Below are 14,599 nucleotides of genomic sequence, written 5' to 3'. Positions count from 1 at the left end.
TATTTATACATAGACGAGAGGGGAAATTATCATGAAAAAGGCACGTCGGATTACGATGACGGCGTTTGCATCTATCGTATTTGCATCGCTGATGTCTTCCTCAGCATTTGCAGCACCATTGCATCCCGTACAGCACGCTGACTGGATGGTGAAAAAGGCAATTGTATCAGCGGGTCAAAATGGCGATCTTGCTCTGGATCGTGCTGTGACTCTCGCGGAAGCTACTGTTGTTTTCTCCAAATTGAAAGAAGTAAAAGTGGGAGCTGCCGCTAAAGGTGCTCATTGGTCTGCTCCTTACTTCGACTGGGCAAAGAGCCAAGGCGCTCTCACACAAGACGACTATAAAAACCCTGCGCAAGTGGTAACATCTGCCAAGCTGACACAAATGGCTGACAAACTGGGCTACAAAATGAAGCTCGACAACAAAGCGACGGTAACGCGCGGTGAATTTTTCCAAGCATTGGGTGATGCGGCTACCACGCATGTAACGATTGCACACACCAACGATACACATGGTCACATTCAAGAAGACAAGAACCAAAAAGAATTCGGCTTTGCCAAAATCGCAACTTTACTCAAGGAATGGCGTGCAGAGAACGAAAACTTCTTGCTCTTGGACGCTGGTGATACCTTCCAAGGTACCGTTTTCGTGAACCAATTCAAAGGCGAATCTGTTGTTCCAATCCTCAACAGCCTCGACTACAACGTAATGGCTGCCGGTAACCACGAGTTTGACTTTGGTTATGAGCAATTGCTCAAGCTGCGTGACATGCTCGAGCATCCAGTCATCTCTGCTAACGTGTTCAAGGCAGATGGAAAAGAATTGCTGCCACCTATTTTCAAAGCAGAGATTGGTGGGAAGAAATTCGCCTTTGTTGGTTTCGTAGCGGAAGACACACCTGTATTGACTCACCCTGACAACGTAAAAGGGCTGACATTTAAAAATCCGGTAGAAGTGGCGAAAGTACTTGTACCTGAGCTGAAAAAAGAAGTAGATCACGTGATTGTTGTTTCCCATATCGGAGTGACCGTAGACCGTGAAATCGCGAAAAACGTTCCTGGCATTGACCTGATTGTTGGTGGTCATTCCCATACTCCGCTGAAAGCACCTGAACTCGTAAACGGCACGTACATCGTACAAGACTGGGAGTACGGCAAGTCTCTCGGACGCGCTGACCTCTACTACCTCGGCAAAGAATTGGTAGCATTCAGCGGCGGTTTGAAAGAGTACGATGAAGCAGTTGTGGCTGATCCAGAAGTAGATAAGATGGTAAAAGAAATCGTAGGCAAGATCGATACGGTAATGAATGTTGTCATTGCGAAATCCGAAGTGCCACTCGATGGTGACCGTGCACTGGTACGTACGAAAGAAACAAACGTAGGTAACCTGATCACAGATATCATGCTGGAGCGCACGAAGTCGATCAAAGGCTATGAAGCAGATGTAGCACTTGCTAACGGCGGTGGAATTCGTACACAGCTGCCAGCAGGCGATATCACGAAAAAAGGTCTGTACACGCTCCTGCCATTCGAGAATAATACACTGGCAGTCGTAGAAGTAACAGGCGAAGAGCTGAAGAAAGCCCTCGAAAACGGCGTGAGCCAGGTAGAAGAGGGAGCAGGACGCTTCCCGCAAGTGAGCGGCATGAGCTTCACGTACAACCCATCCAAGCCAGCTGGCGAGCGCGTAGTAGAAGTAAAAGTTGGCGACAAGCCGCTTGACCTGACCAAAACGTATAAATTGGCAACGATCGACTTCCTGGCAGCAGGTGGAGATGGTTACGAATCGTTGAAAAAGCCATTCTTCAACACAGGATTGTCCATGTACAGCATTGTGGAAGAAGGATTGGTCAAGCGTAAAACTGTCAATCCAAAAGTAGAAGGCCGCATTGTTGAAGCAAAATAAGGTTTGACCGGACAGGGATGGAGAAAAACCTCCCTGTCCATTTTTTACGCAGTCGCAGTTCCTTGGTATGCTGCGAAAAAGAGGTTTTGTTATTATGAAGTACCTTGCAATATATAGTAGCTATTTGGTAAGCTTTGACATGGGTGATGTTGATGAACGTACAGTTTAAAAAAGGGGTTCTGGAGCTGTGTGTTCTCGTCTTGACAGCTAAGCAGGACAGATACGGCTACGAACTGGTTGCGAGCATCTCGGAAAAATTCCATATCTCTGAAGGAACGGTTTACCCCTTACTTCGCCGTTTGACCCAGGAAGGATTTTTTACGACCTATTTGGCGGAATCACAAGAGGGACCCCCACGGAAATATTACCAGCTGACAAATCGCGGTCGTCAATACATGAATGACCTCGTCTTGGAGTGGCGAATATTTAACCGCGGGGTAAATGAGATCATAGAGGAGGGACTCGGATATGACAAGGCGTGAGTTTATGGATGAGTTAAATGCTTTGCTTAGCGCTTTGCCTGATAAAGAGCGCTTAGACATCCTTGCCGATTATACAGAGCATTTTCTCTTAGGAATGAAACAAGGGAAGACGGAGGTTGAAATTGCAGAAGGATTGGGGAGTCCGAAGCTAGTGGCACGTGAACTTTTGGCTGGCTACCGAATTGATCAAGCACAGTCCAACGCATCCGTAGGGAATATGACGCGAGCGATTGTTGCGACGATCAGCTTGGGATTTTTCAATCTCGTCTTCGTTTTGGGGCCATTTTTAGGCCTGATTGGTATACTGATGGGGTTGTATGCAATGACTGCGGCGCTTTTGGTCGCCCCAGTCGGAATATTCTTGGATTACGGGATTCCTGCCCCTTCTCAAGAGCGACTTTTCTTGTTGTTCTCCAGCATGGTTTCCGTAGGATTGGGCGGAATGTTTGCCATCGGCTTGCTGCGATTGACGAAATGGCTGTATCGCCAGTTCTTACGTTATCTCCAGTTCAACGTGAAGATGATCAGGGGGAAATGAGATGAGAAATTTGGGGAAAAGACTCTTTGGAATCAGTCTTCTTTTGTTCATCATCGGTGTATGTGGAATCATCTGGCTTTTTACGAAGCAAGAAAATTTCTCATTTTCGTTAAAACAAGTCAATGAAGAGCACATGATCGAACAAGAGGTAAAAGCGATTGAGTTGCTGACGGAAACGGCTGATGTGGAAATCATGGCAAGCAAGCAACCAAAAGCGAGTGTACGGATGGTCGGGGAAGTATCCGAACAACAGCAGGAGCGACTGGAGTTTCGGAGTGTAGTCTCACAAGATGGTACGCTGCTCGTAGAACTGCGTGAACGTCCTCACGTCAATATGTTTTATCCTCGCAACGGGAAGGTAAAGCTGGAGCTCTTCCTACCCGAAAAAGTGTATGAGCGCGTCCAGCTTGAAACGATGACAGGGGATATCAAGAGCGGAATGCTGCATGCAAAGAACACGAAAATATCCAGCAGCAATGGAGATGTGGACGTGTTGGGCTATGAAGGAGAAGCGCTTAACGTCCAGACAGCTACAGGAGATATCAATCTGGCAAATGTTCGCTCGGCCGTTACCATTGAAAGCTCTACAGGCGAGATTGATAAACTGACAATGCCAGAGTTAACCCACGACGTTTCTATTCGAACGGATACGGGGGATATTCGAGTGACAGTAGCCAAGGAGCCTGCTTCAGCACAGCTCGAAGTAACGACAGATACAGGAGGCATCGAAACCACCTGGTCTAACCTTACTTATGAAAAGAATGAGGAATACAAAGTGAAGGCATCGATTGGATCAGGTGGACCCAAAATGACGGTGCGAAGTTCTACCGGAGACGTTCGCATTCAATAGGAGAAGTTTGGAAACACTGATGGATAGGATTGGAAACGGAAGAAACGAAAAGATTTTGACACAAAAGAGACATTACTTGTCGAATGACGAATGGTATCATATTGAAGGAAACATAATTGTGCAAAGCGAGGTTTATTCATGACCGCAAAAACTTTTAACGATACGTTTTTGAAAGCATGTCGCGGTGAAGCGACAGAGCGTGTTCCAGTCTGGTACATGCGTCAGGCAGGGCGTTATCAGCCAGAATACCGCGCCATCCGCGCGAAGCATAGCTTTTTTGAAATGAACTACATACCGGAAGTTTGCGCGGAAGTGACACGTCTGCCCGTTGAGCAATTGGGCGTTGACGCTGCAATCTTGTTTGCAGACATCATGACGCCACTAAAACCGATTGGCGTGGATGTGAATATCGAATCTGGCATTGGTCCTGTAATCGCAAACCCAATCGAATCCTTGAAGGATGTTGAGCGTCTGCTTGAGCTCGATCCGGAAACACATGTGCCGTACATTCTTGAGTCCATTAAGATTTTGCGTCAGCAATTATCTGTTCCATTAATCGGTTTCGCGGGTGCACCGTTTACACTGGCTAGCTATTTGATCGAAGGTGGCCCTTCCAAGCACTATCATAAGACAAAAGCATTCATGTATACCGAGCCAGTTGCTTGGCAGGCGCTGATGGAAAAACTGGGCGATATGACGATCACCTACCTCAAAGCGCAAATTAAAGCAGGCGCGCAAGCTGTGCAAGTATTTGATTCGTGGGTCGGTGCATTGAATGACGAAGATTACCGCGAGTACATTACACCAGTTATGACGCGTATCTTCAACGCACTAAAAGATACTGGCGTGCCAACGATCTATTTTGGTATCGGCGCTGGTCATCTTTTGATGGATTGGAACCGCTTGCCTGTTGATGTGGTTGGTCTGGACTGGCGTACTTCGATTACGACTGCTCGTGAGATGGGTGTGACGAAGACGCTGCAAGGCAATTTGGACCCAACGCTGCTATTGGCTCCTTGGGAGAAGCTTGAAGCGAAGGCGAAGGAAATTTTGGATGAAGGCACAAAACAACCAGGCTTCATTTTTAACCTGGGACACGGCGTATTCCCTGACGCCAAAGTAGAAACGCTGCAACAACTGACGAAGTTCATCCATAGTTACAAAAGGGACGTCTAATCAGGAGGGGCGCTATCATGTCAAAGCAGAAGATCGGACTCTTGTTAATGGCGTATGGAACGCCACGCAGTCCTGAACAGATTGAACCATACTATACGCACATTCGTCGTGGTCGTAAGCCACCACAAGAACTGCTCGATGATTTGATGGCGCGTTACGAGGCTGTAGATGGATTGAATCGATTTGCAGACATTACGGATGAGCAGGTGCGCGCTCTCGAGCAGGAAATGAACAACCGCTTCTTAGACCGTGAATTTGTAGGGTACCTTGGTTTGAAGCATATCGCTCCGTTTGTCGAAGACGCAGTAGAGCAAATGAAGCGTGATGGGATTACAGAAGCGATCAGTCTAGTTCTGGCGCCTCATTATTCCAGCTATAGCGTCAAAGAATACAATGGACGAGCACAGGAGCATTCCACAGCAATTGGCGGACCTGTCATCCACAGCATTGAGAGCTGGTATCTGGAACCAGGCTTCATCGGATATTGGGCTGATGCTATTCAAGCGACGTTTGCTACGATGACGGATGAAGAGCGTGGACAAGCAGTCGTGATCTTCTCCGCTCACAGCCTGCCGGAAAAAATCCTGAAGTCAGGTGATCCGTACCCAATGCAACTGGAAGAGACAGCAAAGCTCATTGCCGAGCAAGCAGGGATCACTTCCTATGCAATCGGATGGCAAAGCGCCGGAAATACACCTGATCCGTGGCTGGGACCAGATGTACAGGATTTGACTAGAGAGCTGTACGAAGCAAAAGGCTACCAAGCATTTGTTTACTGTCCGGTCGGATTTATCGCAGAGCATTTGGAAGTTCTGTTTGATAATGATGTGGAATGCAAAGCGGTTACAGATGAGCTAGGGGTACATTACTATCGTCCAGCGATGCCTAACGCCAGACCTGCGTTCATTTCCTGTCTGGCTGATGCAGTCGGAAAGAAGCTGGCGAATTAGGGGATCGATCATATGAGCGATAATACCTATCATATTACGATTATAGGCGGCGGCATCACAGGGTTGACCGCTGCTTTTTACTTACAAAAGGAAATCGAAGCAAAAGGCTTGCCCATCCGTTTTCAACTGATTGAAGAGCAGGGACGACTTGGTGGGAAAATCAAGACATGGCGTCACGAAGGGTTTGTTATTGAGCAAGGTCCCGATTCGTTTCTCGAGCGGAAAACGAGTGCGGCTGAGCTGGCAGTGGACTTGGGGCTGGCGGATGATCTCGTTCGAAACAGTACAGGCCAAGCGTATATTTGGCATCAGGATCGCCTGAAGGCTATACCAGAAGGAGCGGTCATGGGTGTACCGACGAAGCTCATGCCTTTTGTCACGACCGATCTCATTTCTTGGCCGGGCAAGCTTCGGGCAGCTTTGGATCTCGTTCTTCCTGCATCAAAAGGAGACGGCGATATCTCCGTGGGGGACTTTTTTCGGCGTAGGCTAGGTAATGAAGTTATTGATAATCTTATAGCGCCCTTATTGTCCGGTGTCTACTCCGGGGATCTCGACAAACTCAGCTTGCTTGCGAGTTTTCCTCAATTCGCGAAAATGGAGGAGCAGCATCGCAGCTTGATCGTAGCGATGAAGCATTCTCGCCCGCAAGTAAAAATGCAAGAAAAGCCAAAAGGCATCTTCCTGACGCTGAAGAACGGCTTGCAGTCCTTAGTAGAGGCAATCGAAAAGAGCCTGCCAGAAGAAGTTATCTCGAAGAATACCGGTGTCAAAGAACTGGTGAAACGGCCAGACGGGAAGTACACCTTGGTAATGAAAAATGGGGAAACGATCGAGACAGATACGGTGCTGTTTACTGTACCACATGCTGTCGCAGAGCCGTTGTTCCGTCCTTATGTACAAGTTCCTACCTTGCCACAAGCGAAGCCGCATATGGTCGCAACCATTGCTATGGCGTTTCCAGAGTCAGCGATTGATTTAGGAATGGAAGGGACAGGATTTATTGTACCGGGGCATTCTGGAGCAAAAATTACCGCGTGTACGTGGGCGCATCGCAAATGGCCGCATACGACGCCGAAAAACAAAGCCTTGCTGCGTAGCTTCATAGGAAGAGCAGGAGAGCAATCCTTCATGAAGCAGACAGACGAGGAAATTTTGGAGGTTGTCCTCCGTGATCTGCGCAAGATCATGACGATTCGAGCAGAGCCGGATTTTTATAACGTATCACGCTTGCAAAATGCCATACCATATGTGGTCGGGCATCAGGCTTGGGTGCAGGATATGAACAATCAATTAAAAGAAAAACTCCCTGGTGTTATCCTGGCAGGTGCGTCATACAGTGGCGTAGGTGTACCAGATTGTATTGATCAGGGGAAAAAAGCAATAGCAGAATGGATCGCGTCTGTAAAACCGGGGAGATAGATAACCCCGGTTTTTCCTTTTTTTTCGGTGCTAAACGGCTCGTCCTGTCCATATAGTATAGGGAAATGTCCTGCACTTGAAAGGAGGAGCACGAATGGCATTACAGGATGGGCAACTCTCTTTTGCCATCAAGGAGACCATTTTCCTCTCATCCGATAGAGCTGGAATAGGTGAATTGCAAGAGCTGGAATTGGTTCCAGATGTGGAAGTGTTGGAAAACGATTCCTACATCTCGATCACGGGTTGCTTGCAGTTAGTAGGGAAGTACGAGCCAATCAGGGAAGCCGCAGAAGCGACAGGCGGTGAAAGAGAATCGCTGGTTGAGGCCATGACTTTTACTCCCTTTCGCCAGGAAGCATCGGATCAAGCCTTTTATGGCTGGGAGGAACAGATTGGTCATCGCATTCCGTTGAACATCACCATTCCATTGGATCGGATTACCGAGATCGGAGACATCTACGCAATTGTGGACAGCTTTGACTATAAGCTAGAATCACCACATCAAATGCTAATCGATGCCGATCTGAAGATTTTGGGGATAGTCCTGGGGGATAGAGCTGAACAAGCAGAGCAGATCGAAACGCAAGCTGCCGGACCAGGCGAAGGAGCATGGGAATACACCTTCGCTGCTGGTGATGATGGGCAAGAATATACGGAGCAGACGTCCCTCGATGACATTGATCAAAAGCTGAGTGCGCTGGAGGAGGAATTGGAGCGTCAGGCATTGCCAGCATCCTATGAATCAACCGAATCTCCTTCCATGTTCGACACTCCGGCTATTGCTCAATCCAATGAGGATGAATACTACGAGCAATACGGTGATGTGCTGGAAGTGGCACAGTCCAATCCTCCAGAGTCCTGGGAGACTGCTTCTATTTCGTATGACTTAGATTCCCAACAATCTGCTTCGTACGATTCTTCTGTCGCCTATTCCGAGCAGTCAGTATTGGCTGATGAGCAAGAGCAGATGAGAGAAATAGCCGAAAAAGAACAAGAACATGAGGAGCCTGTACTGGCTATACACGATCAGCAGGCAATCGCATACCAGCAAGTTTCCAATGAATCTACTGGGGCGTCAGTCGAAGCAGAGTCGCAGGAAGCAGTGCAAGAAGCGGTGGAAGCCACTGTTGTTTCCGAGCAAGAACCTGAGCAAGAAGCAGAACCAGTCGTTGCACAACCAGAGGCTGCTGCGGAAGATGTAGAAGTGCGAGTGGCGATTTCAGGGAAACCCTCCTATGAAGAAAGAAGTCGAGTGAACATTACCTCCATCTTCTCACAAGCGAATCGTGCCAAACAGGAAGCGATGGCGTTGGAGGCGGAATCTTCATCTAGCTCTTCGCGACATGGATCTTCGGGAAATGTCAACGCTTCTACGATGGAGGCCATGCAAAATCTCACGTCGTTTGTCCGCAGAAAAGAAGAGCGATCGAGTCAGCTGAAAATGTGCATTATTCAGCGAGATGAGACGTTAGAGCATATTTCACAGCGATACTCCTTGCCTGTTTCCAAAATCGTGGAAGTAAACCGATTAGCTTCCGAGCAGCTAGTAGCAGGGCAGATTCTGTACATCCCACAATAGAGGAGTGGGGGACCGTGGATAAAATTGATCTCTCCGAGGTTTGCCAGCAATATCGGGCGCGCGTAATCCGAATTACGCCCCTAGAGGATTGCTATTTACTGGAGACAAACCGGGGCCCCAAAGAACTCCACGTTTGGCCGCGTGTAGATGTGATGCGCTGGTCGTTTGCCTGGCGCGAACGACTGGCTCGTCAGGGGTTTCGAGAAGTGGAGCGGTTTATTCGGACGAGAGACACCAAGCCATTTTTGATTTTGGGTAAACGCGGCGTTACCATGACCGACCATCACCGACAATTCGAAGACTATCAGCCCGGCCAGGACATTGCGAGGCAATGCGGACGCGTGATCGCGATGATGCATCAGTCTCAGCAGGAAAGTCCTTTACTGTCCGGAAGTGATTTACTCAAGCAGGAAAAACAGCAAGTAGAAGAAAAAGGAAGACGTGCCAAAGAGCTGGTCGAATCATTTCGAGCCAAATCTGGAAGGGATTCTAAAGAAAATCGTTGGGTATCGGAACTCATGACCCCTATGCTGCAACGAATGGACCGTTCCGCTGCGATGCTTGCCCATGAGCGAATTACTCCGGAGGCGGTTGCTGTATCCCATCGGGACCTTTTGCGTGACAACTGGGGAATGGTAAACGGGAAGCTGTACTTGAGAGGCTTTTTCCGGCCGATAATTTCAGTCCAGCAACGCGATGTTGCCACCTTTTTGCGCGATCATTTTTTAACCCATAAGGATCTGAAGCAGATTGACGCTTTTTTTGACGGCTATGAAGAAATCAAGCAGCTCACCTATGGAAACTATTCGTTGATACTCGCCTTTATGGCTCGTCCTCGTGAAGTGTACAGAAGTATCGAATCGTATGTGAAGCGCGTATCGCTGGATCAAGAAGCGTCGATCGCTGGTATTGAGCACGCTTTGCAGAGCCAACAATCTGTTGACTTACTGCTTCGGCATATTGCAGAGCGGGCCGAGCGTTCGAGGAGGGAGGGAGTCTATGAGTCGGTATGATGACATTGCTCCTTTGTTCAAAGAGTATGACATGTATGCCCAGAGCATTGACGTTTTAAAGGAGCCAAATGTATTTAAGGCGACGACTCCCTACGGCTCCTTCGTATGCAAACGAGCGCAAATACCTGCTCAACGTCTTGTTTTTGTCAGCGATATGCTGCGTCAATTGCAGCACCGCGGATGGGATGGGGCCGTTCCTTTTACGTACACGAAATACGATGATCCATTTGTCCAACAGGGAAGCGCCGCCTTTTACGTAACCCCTTGGCAGCCAGGAAGTGAGGAATGGGCCGAGCAGCCTTTGGCTTGGGCGACTCCTGCTTTGGAGCGTATGGCGGAGCTTCATCATTTGACACAAAATTATCGCTACGATGATCCGAGACAGGTAGAGCCACTTGTCGACTCTTTGCTTAACCGTTGGCAATATTGGCAAGACCAAATGAATAAGGCGGCAACCCTTGCGCAGGAGCGCAAATATCCTTCCCCTTTTGACCTGGTGTTTTTGGCAAACAAGGAGTTTCTTGAGGAAATGGCTCAAACAGCGACAGACTTATTGACCGATTGGCGAGAGCGGCATGAGACGCACGCGCATTTTCGCCTATCGTTGATCCATGGCAACCCAAATCCTGAGCATGTTGTGCCAGATCGATCGGGAAAAGGACGGCTGCTTAATTTTGATCGTGCCAGCTTTGATACACCAGTGCGCGATTTGACACTATTTTATCGTACTTATTTTCAAATGGCGGGGGATGAGGTTGGGGCTTCTCAATTATTCCATCGCTACGCCGAGATTTTTCCGCTGCGACCGGAAGAAATTGAACTGATGGCTTCGTTTCTGTCCTACCCGGAGAGGATCATGAGGGACTTGGATATTTATTATCATCATCCCCGCGAGTGGAGCGAGTTTTACGCTGTCCAACGTTTTGAAAAAGATATGGACCGCCTGATGCGCCTGCATCGTTGGGTCCAGCAAGCCTTTTAATAAGCAACGTCTCACCGCGTGGGGCGTTGTTTTTCTTTTTTTATAACCATTCAAGAGAGATGGCAACATAGAGCATGGCTAGCAAACCGAGAAGGACGACATCAAAAGAGGTAGGAAATACAACGGTTCGGATAAACTGAAAAACCAACAGCGGAAAGAGCACCTGTTTGCATCCGTATTTGATCCGTAAATACGTGGGGTTATACTTCCAACGGAAATTCATCACAATCACCTCATTCCAGCATATGCGCGGCTACTTTGGACAGTGTCTACAACCTTGAGCAAATGCCTAAAACATTTTCATTGAAAGTAGATAGTGGTTTGAATGGTGTCTGAAAAGGGAAGGTGTAGGGCAGGAAGGCTAGGACGAAACGAATAAAGGTGATCACAATGTTTTTGAAAATTGCCATAACCCTTTTCGCAATTCCCGAAAGAAAGAATTATGCTAAAGTGTGTATGGGAGTGGCTCGGGGATGAATCATCAATTGGTCAAACTAATGGAATTAAAACAGAATTACGAGTATCTGGTGATGACCAGCAATGAGCAAAGCAAGCGCCAAGTCAATTACGAGAGCCTCATGCCATTTATAGAAGAGTTGGTTGATACGTGGTTCGTGAAGATGGACAAGCCTTGCTTCTTGTCGATCACGTTTGAATCGGCTCTAGGTGCTGTCTATTTTCGGATCGAGCGTGGCAACAAAGAGAGCGCAAAAGTGCAGCGCGAAGTAGAGGAGCGCATTGTTGTCTCGGAACAGTGTGACACCGCTCAAACACCGCGCTATGTCCGCTTGTTCGCCCAGAGTAACGTCAATGACCGTGAGCTAAAGGAACTGGAGAAATCTTTTTATGGGCTGCTCCTCGTGAACATTCGGGCGTTGATCCTCAGATGTCAACAGGACCAGTCATCAGGGCAGCGAGAAATCGAGATGGAGATGAAGCTGGCTAGACGTATGCAGTCGATGCTCATTCCCACAGAAGAGTTGCAGTTAACCAGTTTGCGAACAAGAACGGTTTACGTACCCGTCGATTATGTAGGCGGAGATTACATCGATTATAGACAAATCAATGATCGCTACACCTGTTTTATCATTGCGGATGTGTCTGGGCACGGTTTTTTGGCTAGTATTTGGGCAACGGGGATTAGGATTGCTGTACGGCAGGTTTTGCAGTCCAGCTATTCGCCGGATGAGATTTTGGAAAGACTCAATCAGTTGCTTTATGCTGATTTAGTAAAAACTCGTTCTTACATTACGATGCTGGTTGCTGTCTATGATGAGATGGAACACAAAATTCGATTTGGCAGGGCAGGACATCCACAGCCTTTTTATTTGTCCAAGTCGAATCAAACCATTTTAGCTAGCAAGGGTGGGGTCGGCCTAGGGCTTTTGCCCGATAGCACGTATCAAATGGAGGAGGTACCCTTAGAAGAAGAGGGCATGCTATTGCTCTACACAGATGGTTTGCTGGATACAGGGAGAAAAGAAGTATCTCGAGGCAGCAGGCATTGGCTAGAAGAACTATCCTCCTTATTAAATATGTCTGGTGAAAGTAAGCAGGAATCGATGAATCGAGTTGAGGCCTACTTAATGGGGATAACACAGCAGCGAAACCAAACGGATGATATTTCTGTGTTGATTCTTCAATTTGAGCCTGAAGAGAGTATAGCCCTCGTGTAGTTGCGCGTGAATAGGAGGATGAACTGTGATTTTGTGTGAGCGTTGTCCGGACAATCCCACTTGTGATAATTGCCTTGTCGCGCTACGTTCTGGCGGTGCAGCGAACAAAGTAGTTCCGCCCCGCACTGTAAAGGTGACGAACCTAGCGACGATGGAATCGTTCCAGGCGAAGCTGGTAGCAGTGAGTCGGACGACCATTGGGTTAAGCAGTTCTGATCATGATTTGCACGGACGCATAGAAATAGAGCTCGCCTATGATTTCCGAATTATCGGTAGCGGATTGCGCGGTATAGCAGGTGATCCGTACTACATTATCGATATCGAAAAAGTTTTGCGACGGGAAGATGTTCTGGAGCGATTGCTTCTGGAAGAATTTCATACATGGCACATGAGTGGCGAATTGGACCCGGCAGACGTCTTGTTACATTGGAAGGATCGAGACAACGAGCGGGGGCGATTAATAAAGCAAGAGATTCAGAAGTTATCCATACTGCGTCAGATCGAGACCGTTTTCCTCTATCTTTACGATGAAGGGAAAGTGCGTCCGTTGGGTGACGTTCGTGCGAGTGTGGAAGTAGAGCGAGAAATGCAACGACTGGTCGAAGATGTGGCTGGATCGGGTGGTCCTATAAGGGAGCAAATTGTCACCTCTGATGGCACAAAGGTCTTTGAATTATACACATCTGTATTGCCAGATCGGACCTGTGGAATGGCTTTGATCGATGTCACTGCCGTTATTGCAGAAGAAAGAAAACGCAAAAGACGGGAATGGGAGATCTACAGAGATATTCTGGGTGTGGTCACAGAAGGTAAGCTATTGTTGCTAAGTGATGAAGAATTATTTTTCTTGCTTCGGGAAGGGCATAAGCTCTTGGCAATCGACATCCGCTTACCGGAGCAGCTGGCAGAACTGCGTAAATTGTTCAAGCAAGCTTTGGAACCACAAGGCATTTCTGATAAGCGCTTGCTACAGTTTCTCGTTGCGGTCAACGAAGCTGCTTCCAATACGTTGAAGCACGGTAATGGCGGTGTGGTCACGCTATACCTATCGAATGACAGGCAGATGTGTCGGGCTGTGATCCATGATGAAGGACAAGGAATTTTGCTCGAGGATATCCCGCGAGCTACCCTACAGCAAGGATTTTCTACGCGCCACTCGCTTGGGGCCGGTTTTCACGTGATCCTGCAATACTGTGATCGTGTTTATTTAAGTAGCTCCCTGGCAGGTACAAAGCTGATTTTAGAATGTATCCTTTCGCGTTAAGCTACGATTTCCCAAAAGCCAAATGTTTGCAAGTGAATGAAAATGGGTAATATAGTAAAAGGACGAGCAGATTGGGTGTACCGATACCTATTGAGAGGAGTTTGAGCATGGACTACCGCGCAACAGAGGCGAACGGACAGGCTACATTGTTTTTCGTCGGAGAGTTGGACATGGCTGTAGGAGATCGAGTAGGTGAATTGCTCCAACAGTATGGAGGGCGAAATCAATCCGTTACCGTCGATTTTCAAGGTGTCTCCTTTGTAGATTCTTCCGGTATTGGAAGCCTGTTTTTTACCACGAAAGAACTGTTGGCCATGGGCAAACAGGTAGAAATCGTCAATGTCCGAGAAGAAATTCTCGATATTTTGGGCGTGCTCGGTTTTACCGAAGCACTGGGCATTGCAGTTGGAAAAGTGGGCGAAACCCGGGTTTGACGCCAAACAGCGTGATTGTATATAATAGTGAAAAGCTAATCATACGACAACTACATACGATATGAACGATGAGTGGGAAGAGTAAGTCAGGACGCCTTAGCAGAGAGGAGAATCAGTTGCTGCGAGATTCTCTAAGGTTATGAATGGCTGAAGGTCGCCCAGGAGTTTTTTCGGTGAAAGCATGTGCCTAGCCGAGACCGGTTCGCAACCGTTATCTTGTCAGAGTGAACACGCCATAAGCATGACGTTTATCGTGTGTTAACAAAGGTGGTACCGCGAAAATAATCCTTTCGTCCTTTGCGATGAAGGGTTTTTTTATTTTTTGCA

Annotated in this window: 14 protein-coding genes and 1 other annotated feature; of the genes, 13 read left to right on the top strand and 1 reads right to left on the bottom strand. The window is 47.8% G+C overall.

Features of this window, described 5'->3' with window-relative positions:
* Window positions 1-31: 31 nt before the first annotated feature.
* From HPY27_RS20990 to HPY27_RS20945, 10 genes are all read left to right on the top strand, one after another.
* Entirely contained in the window at window positions 32-1,906 is a 1,875-nt protein-coding gene (locus tag HPY27_RS20990; protein ID WP_174225853.1) for a bifunctional metallophosphatase/5'-nucleotidase, read from the top strand.
* 152 nt (window positions 1,907-2,058) lie between these two features.
* A complete protein-coding gene (locus HPY27_RS20985) occupies window positions 2,059-2,388 on the top strand; it encodes a PadR family transcriptional regulator (protein ID WP_017247513.1) in 330 nt (109 codons plus the stop codon).
* On the top strand, window positions 2,375-2,926 hold the full coding sequence (locus tag HPY27_RS20980; protein ID WP_017247514.1) for an HAAS signaling domain-containing protein: 552 nt from the start codon (window positions 2,375-2,377) through the stop codon (window positions 2,924-2,926). Before HPY27_RS20985 ends, HPY27_RS20980 begins: the two co-directional genes overlap by 14 nt.
* Window position 2,927: 1 nt before the next feature.
* Complete coding sequence (locus HPY27_RS20975; RefSeq protein WP_017247515.1) at window positions 2,928-3,776, top strand: DUF4097 family beta strand repeat-containing protein; 849 nt, start codon at window positions 2,928-2,930, stop codon at window positions 3,774-3,776.
* Window positions 3,777-3,914: 138 nt separating this feature from the next.
* Complete coding sequence (hemE, locus tag HPY27_RS20970) at window positions 3,915-4,952, top strand: uroporphyrinogen decarboxylase (RefSeq protein ID WP_017247517.1); 1,038 nt, start codon at window positions 3,915-3,917, stop codon at window positions 4,950-4,952.
* Between the two features lie 17 nt (window positions 4,953-4,969).
* The gene (gene hemH / locus HPY27_RS20965) at window positions 4,970-5,902 is read left to right on the top strand and encodes a ferrochelatase (RefSeq protein ID WP_174225852.1); all 933 of its coding nucleotides are present in this window, start codon (window positions 4,970-4,972) and stop codon (window positions 5,900-5,902) included.
* A 12-nt stretch (window positions 5,903-5,914) separates the two neighbouring features.
* Window positions 5,915-7,324, top strand: a complete 1,410-nt coding sequence (gene hemY, locus HPY27_RS20960) for a protoporphyrinogen oxidase (protein WP_174225851.1) — start codon at window positions 5,915-5,917, stop codon at window positions 7,322-7,324.
* A 94-nt stretch (window positions 7,325-7,418) separates the two neighbouring features.
* Complete coding sequence (locus HPY27_RS20955; protein WP_017247520.1) at window positions 7,419-8,903, top strand: LysM peptidoglycan-binding domain-containing protein; 1,485 nt, start codon at window positions 7,419-7,421, stop codon at window positions 8,901-8,903.
* Window positions 8,904-8,917: 14 nt separating this feature from the next.
* The gene (locus tag HPY27_RS20950; protein WP_174225850.1) at window positions 8,918-9,916 is read left to right on the top strand and encodes a phosphotransferase; all 999 of its coding nucleotides are present in this window, start codon (window positions 8,918-8,920) and stop codon (window positions 9,914-9,916) included.
* Window positions 9,903-10,898 (top strand): protein kinase family protein, encoded by a 996-nt coding sequence (locus HPY27_RS20945; protein ID WP_017247522.1) that lies wholly within the window; start codon window positions 9,903-9,905, stop codon window positions 10,896-10,898. Before HPY27_RS20950 ends, HPY27_RS20945 begins: the two co-directional genes overlap by 14 nt.
* A 40-nt stretch (window positions 10,899-10,938) precedes the next feature.
* On the opposite strand, the gene HPY27_RS20940 is transcribed toward HPY27_RS20945, so the two are convergent.
* Entirely contained in the window at window positions 10,939-11,121 is a 183-nt protein-coding gene (locus tag HPY27_RS20940; RefSeq protein ID WP_007726679.1) for a hypothetical protein, read from the bottom strand.
* 250 nt (window positions 11,122-11,371) lie between these two features.
* On the opposite strand from HPY27_RS20940, the gene HPY27_RS20935 reads away from it, so the two are divergent.
* From HPY27_RS20935 to HPY27_RS20925, 3 genes are all read left to right on the top strand, one after another.
* Window positions 11,372-12,574, top strand: a complete 1,203-nt coding sequence (locus HPY27_RS20935) for a PP2C family protein-serine/threonine phosphatase (RefSeq protein WP_173622449.1) — start codon at window positions 11,372-11,374, stop codon at window positions 12,572-12,574.
* A 25-nt stretch (window positions 12,575-12,599) separates the two neighbouring features.
* Complete coding sequence (locus HPY27_RS20930; protein ID WP_174225849.1) at window positions 12,600-13,838, top strand: ATP-binding protein; 1,239 nt, start codon at window positions 12,600-12,602, stop codon at window positions 13,836-13,838.
* 107 nt (window positions 13,839-13,945) lie between these two features.
* Window positions 13,946-14,272: an STAS domain-containing protein gene (locus tag HPY27_RS20925; protein WP_007726674.1), complete on the top strand. Its 327-nt coding sequence runs from the start codon at window positions 13,946-13,948 to the stop codon at window positions 14,270-14,272.
* A gap of 59 nt (window positions 14,273-14,331) precedes the next feature.
* Window positions 14,332-14,573: a binding site (T-box leader), on the top strand.
* The last annotated feature ends 26 nt before the right edge of the window (window positions 14,574-14,599 follow it).

Source organism: Brevibacillus sp. HB1.1 (assembly GCF_013332445.1).
Classification (GTDB): Bacteria; Bacillota; Bacilli; order Brevibacillales; family Brevibacillaceae; genus Brevibacillus; species Brevibacillus porteri.
This window is presented reverse-complemented; position numbering and strand designations above follow the sequence as displayed.

Coding starts and splice junctions, on each gene's coding strand:
- HPY27_RS20990 (WP_174225853.1), top strand. CDS start 32: ATGAAAAAGGCACGTCGGATTACGATGACGGCGTTTGCATCTATCGTA.
- HPY27_RS20985 (WP_017247513.1), top strand. CDS start 2,059: ATGAACGTACAGTTTAAAAAAGGGGTTCTGGAGCTGTGTGTTCTCGTC.
- HPY27_RS20980 (WP_017247514.1), top strand. CDS start 2,375: ATGACAAGGCGTGAGTTTATGGATGAGTTAAATGCTTTGCTTAGCGCT.
- HPY27_RS20975 (WP_017247515.1), top strand. CDS start 2,928: ATGAGAAATTTGGGGAAAAGACTCTTTGGAATCAGTCTTCTTTTGTTC.
- hemE (WP_017247517.1), top strand. CDS start 3,915: ATGACCGCAAAAACTTTTAACGATACGTTTTTGAAAGCATGTCGCGGT.
- hemH (WP_174225852.1), top strand. CDS start 4,970: ATGTCAAAGCAGAAGATCGGACTCTTGTTAATGGCGTATGGAACGCCA.
- hemY (WP_174225851.1), top strand. CDS start 5,915: ATGAGCGATAATACCTATCATATTACGATTATAGGCGGCGGCATCACA.
- HPY27_RS20955 (WP_017247520.1), top strand. CDS start 7,419: ATGGCATTACAGGATGGGCAACTCTCTTTTGCCATCAAGGAGACCATT.
- HPY27_RS20945 (WP_017247522.1), top strand. CDS start 9,903: ATGAGTCGGTATGATGACATTGCTCCTTTGTTCAAAGAGTATGACATG.
- HPY27_RS20940 (WP_007726679.1), bottom strand. CDS start 11,121: ATGAATTTCCGTTGGAAGTATAACCCCACGTATTTACGGATCAAATAC.
- HPY27_RS20935 (WP_173622449.1), top strand. CDS start 11,372: ATGAATCATCAATTGGTCAAACTAATGGAATTAAAACAGAATTACGAG.
- HPY27_RS20925 (WP_007726674.1), top strand. CDS start 13,946: ATGGACTACCGCGCAACAGAGGCGAACGGACAGGCTACATTGTTTTTC.